This window comes from Nostoc sp. CALU 546, assembly GCF_048836525.1.
This window is the reverse complement of record NZ_JAWJTF010000166.1, coordinates 1-11,772: the sequence shown is the minus strand read 5'-3', so window position 1 is coordinate 11,772 and position 11,772 is coordinate 1. Positions and strand designations below refer to the sequence as shown.

Below are 11,772 nucleotides of genomic sequence, written 5' to 3'. Positions count from 1 at the left end.
CATTATGATTCAAAGCATATTAGCGGAGCGTAACGCACCATTCCCAGTTTAATCAGAATTACAGGTTATTAAATTTGCATTCCTAAATACAGTACCAAATAGCCTAGACTTCAATTGGCACAGTAAAAATAAGGTTTTTCGGCGATTTTCATCTCATAGAGCAATTTTATTTTTGTAACCCTTTCGGAGTAAGGCTTTCAGACGTTACGTGGCGGCTCATGACAGGCTCGCTACTTTTACCCCATTTAACGCAAATGATGCAGAAATTTTATCCAATCACTCCTGAAGATTTCTAATTGACATAATTGACCTTTAAAGCCTCGATACTCAATTGTTGCACTACAAAAGTATGTTTCCATTAGTTGAACGCTCTTAATGATTCCGACTTGCCACTTGCGAACACTATCGTTGAAAAACTCAATTTTATCCCCAACTTTCAATTCCGGGCGAGATAATTCGCTTTCTCGTGCATTTATCAATTCACCATCTTGTCGAGGAGAAAATCCAGTCACAGCAGGGGTGTCCTGGCTGTCCACCCCGTTTTCGGCAAGATTTACTTCCTGGACAGGCTCAAACCCAGTCACAGCAAGGCTGTCCAGATTGTCCACAAAGTCATTGGGGACTGAAGGGTTATCAATTACATCAACGAATTGATTAACTTCACTTTCATTATTTTCCTCATCTTTTTTTTGCAATGCTAATTCTTGGGGGGGGACAATTGGACAGGGTGGACAGCCCTGCTGTGTAAGGCTTTCAGCCTGTCCAGGGTTAAGTCCAGGGGTATTTGGTGGGTGGACAGGGTGGACAGGTAAGCTGTGTAAGGGTTCTGGGGTTTTGATAGGGTGAAAAAACTCCTCGAATTCTTCTATTCCCCCTTCAAGGCATTTATCTTTAAAGCAATACCAAAATTCTGCTCTTGAAAGTGAAGAATCCGGTGGCCCCTCCGGTACTTTCATCTCAAAGACCCCAGCCAGTGGTTCAATGAATGCAAAGTGGGACTGAATTCTTTCACGCTTTCCGTTGACCGTGGGTGTCCAGCTACGTTCCTTGAAGTTGTGGGGCAAGACTGTTTTTAAATGGCTAATAAATTTGGACATCCCCAAAGGAGCATAACCATGTTCCCGGCAGTAAAGTACATACCAACTGTGTAAACGACTTTGTGGGATAAATGTTTCGGTCGTTGAAGGGCGTAAGCACAAGTCTACAAAGGATTTGGTCGAGTCCCCGTACAAAGATGCCTCTAGCGCCAGATTCTTCGCCCGATCTGAAGAAGGTGGCGATAACAAAATGCGATCGCGTTCTGCTCGTGGCATTGCTAAAGCCCAAGAAATTATGTCCGACTTCACCTCTTGTAGCTTCAGCCACAAGGTTGGGTCAGGGGTTATATCTCGGTTTTTTACTGGGATTGGGTAAGCTCGACGCATCCAGCCGTCGCCAGCATTTTCGATTTGTAGATGACTTACAGAGGCAACCCAAAACCGAATGTACCACTGGATTGAATAAGCTACTGGATTGAATAAAGCGCGTCCGCTCATTGGCCCATTGTCAACTAATTCGTAAAAAGCTCGGACTCCTTCGGCATAACCTCCTACATCAGGAAATCCAAATATCCGCTTTCCACTTAAATATTGATGCCGTCCTTCCGGTGTAGAAATATCCGCAAAATGTGTGGCGCTACTAGAGCCGGACTCGCCAAATAAACTACTCCAAAACCTTCCCAATGTCCCCTTGCCCCCACCACTTAAGCCAATTAAGTGGGGAAACCGACCATAAGGGGCGGTTGGGTCTAAAAACATACTCGTGAACGCCCGAATCACTTCAACCAATTCTGACCCAAAGCTTTCATTTAGAAATTTCAGAAAAACTTCTGGGCATGGTTTGTTGGCTTCATAATCGTGAGGAATGATATTAGTGAGGTAAAAATCTTTGCGATGAGGCATTTGTTCACCAGTTCGCAAATCAACAACACAATTGTTAAACCCTAATAAATGAGTATTGGTTGGCAGTGGTTCTGCTGGTTCTAAGCGACTGCGGCAATATTTAAAGGCAGATTCCTTGTGTGCGTTAGTTTCGTAAGGTTTGGTTATTCTCCAACCAAATGTCTTTGTGTAAGAGAGCTTGTAAGCGGATTCTCCAGCGTCAGCGAGGAGCTTGTAAGCTTTATTATCATCTTGGTGCTGCCATTGCTTATTCTCTTGTGACCACTTGTAAAAGGATGAATTCAGTACCATCCATTCAGTTTGAGGAAAGATTTTTCGGTAAGCCCAGCCATCAAAAGTACCCGCCGTCACGCAGTTAGAGTAGGGTAAATTCATGGCAGTGCATACAGGCAAGTAAAATGCCTCTGGGTCTGCTGGATCAATATCTATTTTGGAATTAGATAAATCCGTAACTTCTTTTTCAATACTTTCAGACTCTGCCAACTCAAGCGATCGCTGCGCTACGGCCGCGTGAATCTCCTGCTCTAACCGACGGATAAATTCTGGTGTTTCCATCTGCCCCAAGATTTCTTTGATGTCACTTGATTTATATGGTAAATCGGGGCAGATGTCGTGAGGGTTAATTCCAATAAATCCAATTCCCACCTCGGCTGCACAGTCCTGGCAGGTCTGGAGTTTCTTTAGCCCAGTGTCATCGGGGTCATGCAGAAAAACGATTAATCCTATGCCTGCTTCAATTGCGCGTTGATATTCGGGCGTGATAGTCTTTTTATCCCATCCACTGCCTTGGAATGTAATTCCAGCAAGACCATGTGCGCGACCAACTTCTACGCATCCCTCGCCTTCATGCTGGAGTAGTGCCGGGGTTCCTGTCACAGATTTAGCAGCAGCGATCGCTTCATCAATGCGATATGCTCCCCAAGGCAAATCGCCTTTTTTCATTTGGGGTGTGCCATCTGAAAGCCTATGCCATTGCCGAAAGGTTTTGCTGTAACCTTTCTCCTTATTGGCATCTGGCCACTGGTAGCGAACTATCCATTGCGACTCTGAGTAAGGATAAATTGTTTCGGTGGCACTGCCCTCAACATCTTTTGGTGGTTTACTCGTTAATTTTTTCGGTTGGGGTATATCTGTTACAGTAGAGGTCAACATCACCAAACCTAATTCACCATCTGGAATTGGTGCTGGTTTGGGCAAGATTCTCTTGGGTTTGGCAGCATTTTGGTTTAGAGATGGAGTGTAATTAGCCCCTGCCCTTTCTGCCACCACTTCAGCCCAAGGTTTGATCGCCTCTCTGATGTCCTTACACTCACAATTATTGAAGCATCTGTACTTCCCGGTTTCTGGGACAATAGATAAGTCATTCCCGCCACAAACTGGACAAATAAACTTATTTTTCTCTCTGGCTGGTTCTAGCTGATCTTGAAAATTTCGGATGTCGAAGGAGGCGAACGCCTGTTGATTGGGGAATTGTGCAACCATTACGCGATACCTCCTTGAACATTATTTAATTTTTGACAATTGCTTAATACATAAGTTGGCGATTGTTTCGGTTGAGTCAGTGCATAGGATCGCTTGCGATCGCTGTTCCAGACTGTAAAAGACAAGATTGAGTAGCACCAGTCTGGTTTACCGCAGTGGGGGCAAGCGTTACCAATAGTTGCGAATAGCAGCTTGTTGGTAGCTGAGGTATGAAATAGCTGTTTTTGTGACACTTTACAAATCCTCCAGTATGTGTAGTGGAGGAATTGGAGCTATCCCGAAAGTAATCTTCTACAACTTCCAGAAATTTAATCTGGTAAAATTCCTGGTTGCCGTTTTTTGTGTAGCCAGTGTTACAATTGCTTAACACTCCAAAATGTTTGATAAGATTACTATTAGGGATATTAATTAGGCGTGACACCCAATCCCCCAATTCCAATGGAATCAATTTTGAAAGCCCCGTTGTCCACACTGGACGAAGGGGTTTTCAACTTTTAGCCTATTTGTATTGGGCTAACCAAGCCCTAACAAACTCGATTACTTCCCCCTCTTGAATCACAAACATAGTACCTTTTCTCCTAAGAGCCAGAATTCTCATACTTCCCACGGATGAATATAAATGTTCATTGAGATTTGAAGCCGCTCTAGTAGGAGGCCATAGGGCTAAAACTTTTGCTGTTGGCGTTTTTGTAGCTTCACGAGAAGACATTGCGAACAAGTCTCTGTTTTTGTTAAGCCACTTTTCGTAATCAGCCAACTCAAGTAGTGGACAAGGTTTCCAGGTTGTCAAACCATTCTTATCCTTCTTTCTGAGTTGTAAAGCTTCCCTGGCTTCGTTGTAGACTACCTCCCTATCTCCTATCGAACGAATGGAGATAAACAGGTGAGTTGTTCGTGGAAATCTAATAAACAAGTCAATAGGGTTTTTCTCTCCTCCCGGAAATGGAAAGATTTCTATCCCCTGGCTTTTAAACTCTTGTAAAAGTAGGTCGGTTAATTTTTCCAACCGTGCAAGTTTTTGAATGATCACCAACGGTTTGTAAGCCAATGCAAAAGCAGCCCAGGCAGCCGGATTAATGAAGCTGCCAGATACCAGCGCAGTACCACCAACTGCTAGAGCAACAGTGGAGTAGTAATTTTTCGTCTCCCTAATCCACTTTAATGCTGCTTCGTTATGCAGGGGGAGTTGAAAATCGCTTTGTGGGTCTTTCACGGCTAACATGGCGAACTCAAAATTAATAATGTGAAATTAGCAACTTTCTTTACTGATACTAATACTTGGCACTGTATTTTTGAATCAATAGCCATTTATTAGACTCTTTATCCAGTGCTGACAGTAGGTTTTTCTGGTTGGGTGTTATCGTTTACTCCTCTGTTTTTTCTAGCTTCTGAGATTTTGATTTTTTGGTATGTCTGGCTGCGATCGCTTCTCCAAGCAGAATAGCTGCCATTTGGCTTTTAGTTCTCATCTCTTCATTAGCAATCTGCTCTAGCGCCTCCCAAGTTTCATCTGGAATAATTGCATTTAACTTTTTACTCATTAAGTCAGAACTCGTTTGCTCACCTGACATCATGATATGCTCTCTTGTCCGATCACATACGATCTTATCATCTACAATCACATCATGATGTGATATGATGTGATTGTCAGCCAAAAACAGTCACCCAACAAAGGCAATAGAAGCCAGAAAGTGATGCTATGGCTTGCCTCTAACTGGATATCTGGATTTATCGTGATTTGACTAAAAATCAACGCCAAGCCAGAAAAAACAAGACTTTAACAATTATCTGAACCATGACAGCTATATATTCCAATGCCAAAAACTGGCTAGTTCAAGCAGACTTGTTAGCCAAATCAGGGCTAACTGACCTTATCGCCGGAAAAGACTCAGGTGCAGGGTATGGCAAGGCAATCATCGGTGATTTTTCGATCATGATGCCAGCCGCATACTCACTTGTTCGCAACCGCAACATCATGCACCACGAAACCATCTCAAAAGATGGGGCATGGGTGCGTTATGTACAAGGAACGCGGCTTGACTTAAAAGATATTCAATTTTTCTGGGGCAGTGCGGCTCTAGCTCAAAGTGACCATACCTTGCTGCACGAAGATAAGGCGAAAAAGGCAGAACTGGCACTAGAAAGCATCCTTGCAGACTTAGCAGTTCTTAATATTCCCGATGGGGTCAAACTTTCAATTAGTTTGAGCAACCACAACCCAGAACGTTGGGCGACTGAGATTAAGCGCAGAGTTGAAGGGACTCACACCTTTGAACATCTGCACCCTGTAACCCGTTCCATTGTCACCAAGACAGTTGAGATTTTAGTCACAGGCATTTATCCCGAAGGTTTTGGAAGCATTGCCCACTGCTTATTCGGTGAAGCATCCCTGGTACTTGACCCCTCAGAATTAGCGATCGCTCTTGATATCGGTTCATCCACTTGGCTTGTAACCGTGTTTAACGGCAGTGGTGCAGTGATTGACCGTCACCTGATTGAAGGTGGAGCCGGTGAACTGCACAGCATGATTGCAGAATCTCTCGACAAACGAAACGACCGAGTAAGTCTGCTGTCCAAAGATGTGAAGCACTCGCCCAGTCTCGTTAACCAAGGGATTATTGAAGGCACTTTCACTTATGGAGGCAACCACCTGACAGGTAAGAAGTTTGAAACCGAGTACAGCCAGTGTCTAGATGAATGGTGGAGTACCAAGATTGAGAAATTCGCCAACTTTGTGACTGCTGGTAATTACCTGGATAGAGCGAAATACCTTGTCGCCTGGGGTGGGGGTGTTTCCTTGCCAGTGGTGGATCAAAACCTAGCCGGTTTAGGTTTTGTGGTCTTGAATAATCCCCAATTCATCAATGCCTTGGGGTTGAAACTATTAACTCAAATATCTTTGGGAGCCTAATCAATGAACTATGAATCTCGGCGTATAACCATCTCCTACCTAGCAGTAATTGAATTGTGCAAGATTTTTGATTTACCCCAAGATGCACCGACACAAGCATTATCAGCAGGTGTAGAGAAGCTGATTTTTCAACACGGCAATGTGCAACCATCGCCCAAAGTTGAAACAGCGCAATCTACACAGCCCAATAAATCGGCACTTAGCGCAATGGTCACTAATTTTAAAGGGGCAGCATGACCAAATCCAGATTCAGAAACACGGTTTTAGGCATTGGAGCAACAGCAGCAGCGATCGCTTTTGGCTATTTCGGAGTCCAATACTTCGGTAAAAACAATATGTTCACCATTGCCGCAGCCGTGGGTGGCGCAGGGGCTATCAGCTATGTACTTCAAAAGCCGAACCAGCCACAAGCGCCAAACAGTGAGCCAGAAGCCCCAACCGCACCGATAAAAGCCCAAAGGAGAAGAAACAAGTCATGAGCGACCAAGACACCCAAAAGACACAACCAAGCCTAACAACAACCGAAATAATGACCATCATCCTGGGTTGCGAACAAACTCTTAGGTTCGTGCAAGCATCGCCCAATTACAAACAGATTGAAGCATCGGAGCGATTCAGTACATCGAATGACTTAAAGATGGGTGATGCCGTTCAAGCCTTGATGGAGATTCACGAAGCAATCCTAAATATTGAGTTCTATTCGCAAGTTTGAGGGAGCAAATGCTTTTAACGACAGCCTTGCAACGTAACCACCTTTACGAATTCCGTGGTCAACAACTGCGCTACAGCCATCGGTCTAATTGTCGAGTCAATGCCCCTTTTATATTCAATGACTCGAAAGCTAGACGCTTTGAACTAAGCCAAAACCAAGTGCAGAGGGAGGTTTTTGAACTTGTTGAATTTTGTGAGAACTGATGATGAAGCGATCGCATCTGCCGGCAAGCTTGGCGATCGCCTAATCAGGATGTATCTCTCGCCGCAAAACGAAAAGTACACAAGGATTCTAACAAATGACACTTGACTACAAAAATCCCAACGATTGGGGCAAATCACCTCTGACTGACTCCGCCCTGAGATTAGAGCAGTTCAAAGCAGAAAATCCTGAAGAATGGGCAGCAATGATTTCGGCTGATATTGAGGCGCAAAACCCGCCAATATTCGAGAGTGAAGATTACCCACCCTTCACCGGGACGGAATTTCTAGCAACTCATTCAACCATTGATGACCATCCATACTCTGCTGCATTTGGTCAATTCTTGGGTAATGGGATTGACCCTGATATTGCAAATACTTTGGCATTTGGTGAGAACAGATTCGATTTAATTTCTGATGATTTTGACGACCCCATAAGGCAACTTGCAACGAGAATTTATAGCCGATTTGAAGACATGGGCTATTGGGATGAAGTGCCCCAAGAGCCGATAAGTATCGACTACGACAACATACCTTATTAGGAGGTTCAGTAATGGATTTTGCAATACGTAATCCGGTCGTTGGTCATAGTTCACACATTGATGAGAAAGCACAATCTTGGGGAGGATTTGAATCTGATATTCTGGGCTATCTCTCTGATATAAACAAGCTAGAACAGTTCGCTGATTATGCCAATAATGCCCAAGAATTATCAGATAGGTTAGAGCCTTTCTTAGACAACGCCAAGGTTGTCTTTGAGGCAATGGAGAAGTTGACCAAAGGGCAGGTCACTTGGACGGAATTAAGAAAGCAATATGGTTCTCATGTTGCGGGTGCAATTGGTAAAATCCGTAAACTTAACGCTGAATTTGACAGCGATATGAGTAAGATAGATGCCCAAGATAGAGCCGACTTGCTGCGAATTGACCAAAAACGTAAGCACGGACTTGCAGAAGTGGCAGCACAATTGCACCACGATTTACAAGCCGAATTGTGGAGACATGAAAACAAGATAAGTGGGATAGAAAATAGACAAGTTGTGCAAGCCGAAAGGCAAGCAATCACAACAGGATTAAGAGAGAAACGTCAACAACTTTTAGCCCGTGCGCGGTTTGGTTCAAGGGCATTAGAACCCAATCAAACACCCCCAGAAGTGATACCAATTCAATCACAAAGTTATGCACCAGCATCAAGTGTTTCTGCAACGGGAACAGTTCGCGGTTGGGGTGCAATGTTGGGTAACTTGTGGAACAAATTGGGCGAGAGATAACTATTAGTTGAAAGGACACAGGCTGATGCTAGTAAGGAAACGAAATGAAGATCCTCATAGCGTCAGCCCTTTTTCATTTGAAGGGCTGGCACAGACTCCACAACAACAGAAAATTGAGCAACCATCACAACCGCAACCATTACCAGAAAATAACAGAGGTAGAACATTTAGACGTGCTGGTAATGCTTGTGAAATTGTCGCTGGCAGTTGTCTAAACAGTGCAGTTATTTTCACTTTTCATCTGTTGCAAGTTCACCCAGTTGGAATGTTCCTAGCTGTGGGTACTGCACACCTGTATTTTACTGCTACTGCAACAGGTGAAGGCTTTAACAATTTCGTCACTAATTTAATGACTGGTTGCAGTGCATCACTGGCGTTATTGTGTGCGATGACAGAACCGATTAGTGAATGGAATGAAGCTCGGATTTCTACTGGTACAGCTAATACTTCAATTTCGGCAATGTATCACCCCAAAACTGCTGATTATTCTAGCTGGGTGAATGGTGCTGGTGTGGCGATAGTTATAGCGATATTAATAGTTTTTCTATTTGGTGGTAGAACTCGTAAATGAATTATTTAAGCGACAAACATAAACAGTTATCTGAGTCACAACAATCGGGTTTAATGTTGTGGTTTGGTCGCCTGCCAATGGATAAGAAAGCTGTGGCGATTGGGCTGAGTCTGACTGTGGGAATTAGCTCTGCGGCAATGGCTTGGCAAGGAACCAGCAGCGATCGCATTTACTTTTGTCTGAAAACCCCACAAAAAACATTGACCTGCTCAGACAAGAATGGACGACCTTTCAGGATGACCCCATTTTATTGGTCACAGTGGAAGAGTGATGGAATGCCGCGCCAAGTAGTGCGTGACTCAGCAACCGGAATTAACGGACTGGTGAAGGCGACCAACCCATACAAACCGTTTTGGGCGTTTGGGGGATTCCTGGGATTTGCGCTTGCTGGGTGGATGTTGCGCCATTGCCAAGAGGAAGAGAAGCAGAGGGCAGTTTTTGAAGACATCGCCCAAAAACGGGATGCTGCAAAAGCTGAGATGGCCGCACGTTCCGAGTTACTAGAGAGTTACCGAGATGTTGCGATCGCAGAAGTCCAACTACAAGCTGACTTGGATCTAATCGCCAATGATCGCACTGTGGATATCACCAAAGCCGAGATTTACGCCCACACTGAGATTGAAGTGACCCAAATGGAGGCATCCGAGGCTATCTTTGAGGCGCAAACGGCTGGGATGACCGAAGAACAGAAGGCGGAGTATATTAAGCAGCTTCGTGAGATGAAAACGCCCTATCTACAAGGTAGCCAGACATTGCAAGGGACGATTGACCCCAACGATAAGGTTACTGGGGGAGAACAGCCGGCGATGCCTTCGGCGGCAAGCTACGCTCCCACTGAGAAATATCGCTGGATTAACAACACCATTGGCTACCCCACTTTAATCTTTGGTGGCATGGGTGCTGGGAAATCCTGGACTACCAGAGAGATTATCTGGCATAAGCGCTCTGCTGGCTGGAATCAAATCTTTGTACTTGACCCACATGGAACTTCTGTTGAATGGCGGGGGGTGAATCTGATTACTGGTTACAGGGAAATAGCCGACTTCATGCAATGGTACATGGCGGAAATGCGCCGCCGTTACAAAGCCTATCGTGAAAGTGGAATGGTTGAGGAGCAATGGACGCAACACTTAAGAGACACAAACCAACATTTCTGTGTAGTCGCTGAGGAGTTTACAACTTGGACAGATAACATTGTTGAGCCAATGCCAGATGATTGTGAGGATGATAAATGGAAGCCCGACCCTGATTTTATTGGCAAGTGGTTTCGCTGTGCGATGACCGAATCCCGCAAACAATTAATGATTCCTTTGTTCGTAGCTCACGACCGCACAATGGAGATTTTAGCCAAAGCCAAAGGGTTATCAAAACTTCGAGATGCGGCACTGTTAGAAGTAGAACTAATCGCAACTATTGACCCAATCACCACAGAGGCTAAAGCGAGTGGTCAGGGCAAGATTAAATTACCTGGGCATGGGCAATGGATTGATATTGAACTGCCTAAACTTGACCACAAGCGAATTGATTTTCGGCTTGATGAATCTAGAACAGTTAATGAACCGCCAACCATCGATAAAGCTACTTTAGAGCGAATTTATGAACTGGAATTCAATCTTGGTAACAAAGCAGGTGACACCCAAGATGAACCTAAAAAACTATCACCAATGGCGCAAAAACTGTATGAATATCTCACCCGAACTGAGCGAATAGAAGCTGATGTAAGAGAGTTTAAGGGCAACTTTAAAGTGAACGGGGAAAGATTCACTGTTGAGCAAATAAAGGGCTGGATGTACGAAATTGTGGGGGCAGGATTGGCGGACTGGATAGCCGAGGGTGTTATCAAGCTCAATCAAATTTGACTGCTATCGGTGTCTGGTGTCTGCTCCCAAAAACCCCCTTTTTTTGCGGACATCGGACACCAGACACTACAGATACCAAAGCTCAAAACCCTTGTATAGCATAGACACCAGCAGACACTACCCCAGACACCGCCCAGACACCAAGTGTCTTAAGCGTGTCCGCTAGACACCAATAATAAATAACCTCATAAACAGCCATTTATTATTAGAGGATTATCAACATCATGCTGAAAATAGTAATTGTTGAACCAGAAACATTCACTCTCTTAGGCATCAAAGGTGCTATTTCACAATCTCCAGATATAGAAGTTACAGGGTCAGCCACCAGTGGAAAACTAGGGTTTCAGTTAATTGAACAGACCAACCCTGATGTTGTGTTAGTTGATTTATTATTGCCCGATATGAGTGGTTTAGAACTGACTCGCTCAATCAAAAGGAAAACTAATAGTAAAGTGGTAATTTTTACTAATCATACTCATTCCGACTTTATTAACTCAGCTTTCCGTCATGGGGCTGATTCTTATATGCTCAAAAGTGCTGATATAGAATTGATTGAACTTGCCATCAAGAGAGCTTACTTTAATGAATGTCTACTTGACCCGAAGGTGGCTAAAAAACTGTTAGAAAGCCTTTATCAGAACAGATATATCGACCCCAACTTCGTTGACAAAAACTTGCTTGAACCTCCCACTGAGCGACAAATACAAGTGCTGCGTTTACTGGCTCAGGGTTTGATTTTTGAACAGATTGCCAAAGAAATGTTTCTCTCTGTTAGTACAGTCAAAAATTATGCCAGCGATTTGTACAGTAAATGGCACGTCAAGAAC

Annotated in this window: 14 protein-coding genes; 10 read left to right on the top strand and 4 right to left on the bottom strand. The window is 44.1% G+C overall.

All coding sequences use genetic code 11. The features are described from left to right. Nucleotides 1-245: 245 nt before the first annotated feature. The 4 genes from RRG12_RS40395 to RRG12_RS40380 all read right to left on the bottom strand — a co-directional run bounded on the left by RRG12_RS40395 (nt 246) and on the right by RRG12_RS40380 (nt 4,996). Nucleotides 246-3,422: a primase-like DNA-binding domain-containing protein gene (locus tag RRG12_RS40395; protein WP_420763072.1), complete on the bottom strand. Its 3,177-nt coding sequence runs from the start codon at nt 3,420-3,422 to the stop codon at nt 246-248. Continuing rightward, complete coding sequence (locus tag RRG12_RS40390; RefSeq protein ID WP_420763071.1) at nt 3,422-3,655, bottom strand: hypothetical protein; 234 nt, start codon at nt 3,653-3,655, stop codon at nt 3,422-3,424. Before RRG12_RS40390 ends, RRG12_RS40395 begins: the two co-directional genes overlap by 1 nt. A gap of 266 nt (nt 3,656-3,921) precedes the next feature. After that, nucleotides 3,922-4,644: a hypothetical protein gene (locus tag RRG12_RS40385; RefSeq protein ID WP_190884685.1), complete on the bottom strand. Its 723-nt coding sequence runs from the start codon at nt 4,642-4,644 to the stop codon at nt 3,922-3,924. Between the two features lie 142 nt (nt 4,645-4,786). Beyond that, a complete protein-coding gene (locus tag RRG12_RS40380; RefSeq protein WP_292728631.1) occupies nt 4,787-4,996 on the bottom strand; it encodes a ribbon-helix-helix domain-containing protein in 210 nt (69 codons plus the stop codon). 221 nt (nt 4,997-5,217) lie between these two features. Here RRG12_RS40380 and RRG12_RS40375 point away from each other — a divergent pair, with 221 nt between their 5' ends. The 10 genes from RRG12_RS40375 to RRG12_RS40330 all read left to right on the top strand — a co-directional run. Continuing rightward, the gene (locus RRG12_RS40375; protein WP_420763070.1) at nt 5,218-6,333 is read left to right on the top strand and encodes a ParM/StbA family protein; all 1,116 of its coding nucleotides are present in this window, start codon (nt 5,218-5,220) and stop codon (nt 6,331-6,333) included. Between the two features lie 3 nt (nt 6,334-6,336). Beyond that, nucleotides 6,337-6,570, top strand: coding sequence for a hypothetical protein (locus RRG12_RS40370; RefSeq protein WP_194144197.1), 234 nt, complete (start codon nt 6,337-6,339; stop codon nt 6,568-6,570). Beyond that, a complete protein-coding gene (locus tag RRG12_RS40365; RefSeq protein ID WP_420763069.1) occupies nt 6,567-6,812 on the top strand; it encodes a hypothetical protein in 246 nt (81 codons plus the stop codon). Before RRG12_RS40370 ends, RRG12_RS40365 begins: the two co-directional genes overlap by 4 nt. Continuing rightward, nucleotides 6,809-7,045 carry a hypothetical protein gene (locus RRG12_RS40360; RefSeq protein ID WP_179076067.1) on the top strand — a complete coding sequence of 79 codons (237 nt, stop codon included), beginning with the start codon at nt 6,809-6,811 and terminating at the stop codon, nt 7,043-7,045. The genes RRG12_RS40365 and RRG12_RS40360 overlap by 4 nt, the downstream gene beginning before the upstream one ends. 174 nt (nt 7,046-7,219) lie before the next feature. Then, nucleotides 7,220-7,354 carry a hypothetical protein gene (locus RRG12_RS40355; RefSeq protein WP_420763068.1) on the top strand — a complete coding sequence of 45 codons (135 nt, stop codon included), beginning with the start codon at nt 7,220-7,222 and terminating at the stop codon, nt 7,352-7,354. Continuing rightward, nucleotides 7,344-7,787: a hypothetical protein gene (locus tag RRG12_RS40350; protein WP_420763067.1), complete on the top strand. Its 444-nt coding sequence runs from the start codon at nt 7,344-7,346 to the stop codon at nt 7,785-7,787. The genes RRG12_RS40355 and RRG12_RS40350 overlap by 11 nt, the downstream gene beginning before the upstream one ends. An 11-nt stretch (nt 7,788-7,798) precedes the next feature. Next, entirely contained in the window at nt 7,799-8,515 is a 717-nt protein-coding gene (locus tag RRG12_RS40345; RefSeq protein ID WP_420763066.1) for a hypothetical protein, read from the top strand. Between the two features lie 25 nt (nt 8,516-8,540). Beyond that, a complete protein-coding gene (locus tag RRG12_RS40340) occupies nt 8,541-9,086 on the top strand; it encodes a hypothetical protein (RefSeq protein ID WP_420763065.1) in 546 nt (181 codons plus the stop codon). Then, nucleotides 9,083-10,945, top strand: coding sequence for a hypothetical protein (locus tag RRG12_RS40335; RefSeq protein ID WP_420763064.1), 1,863 nt, complete (start codon nt 9,083-9,085; stop codon nt 10,943-10,945). Before RRG12_RS40340 ends, RRG12_RS40335 begins: the two co-directional genes overlap by 4 nt. Nucleotides 10,946-11,169: 224 nt before the next feature. After that, the coding region (locus tag RRG12_RS40330) for a response regulator (RefSeq protein WP_420763063.1) at nt 11,170-11,772 on the top strand (603 nt) is incomplete at its 3' end.

Coding starts and splice junctions, on each gene's coding strand:
- RRG12_RS40380 (WP_292728631.1), bottom strand. CDS start 4,996: ATGATGTCAGGTGAGCAAACGAGTTCTGACTTAATGAGTAAAAAGTTA.
- RRG12_RS40335 (WP_420763064.1), top strand. CDS start 9,083: ATGAATTATTTAAGCGACAAACATAAACAGTTATCTGAGTCACAACAA.
- RRG12_RS40395 (WP_420763072.1), bottom strand. CDS start 3,422: ATGGTTGCACAATTCCCCAATCAACAGGCGTTCGCCTCCTTCGACATC.
- RRG12_RS40350 (WP_420763067.1), top strand. CDS start 7,344: ATGACACTTGACTACAAAAATCCCAACGATTGGGGCAAATCACCTCTG.
- RRG12_RS40370 (WP_194144197.1), top strand. CDS start 6,337: ATGAACTATGAATCTCGGCGTATAACCATCTCCTACCTAGCAGTAATT.
- RRG12_RS40345 (WP_420763066.1), top strand. CDS start 7,799: ATGGATTTTGCAATACGTAATCCGGTCGTTGGTCATAGTTCACACATT.
- RRG12_RS40360 (WP_179076067.1), top strand. CDS start 6,809: ATGAGCGACCAAGACACCCAAAAGACACAACCAAGCCTAACAACAACC.
- RRG12_RS40340 (WP_420763065.1), top strand. CDS start 8,541: ATGCTAGTAAGGAAACGAAATGAAGATCCTCATAGCGTCAGCCCTTTT.
- RRG12_RS40365 (WP_420763069.1), top strand. CDS start 6,567: ATGACCAAATCCAGATTCAGAAACACGGTTTTAGGCATTGGAGCAACA.
- RRG12_RS40385 (WP_190884685.1), bottom strand. CDS start 4,644: ATGTTAGCCGTGAAAGACCCACAAAGCGATTTTCAACTCCCCCTGCAT.
- RRG12_RS40375 (WP_420763070.1), top strand. CDS start 5,218: ATGACAGCTATATATTCCAATGCCAAAAACTGGCTAGTTCAAGCAGAC.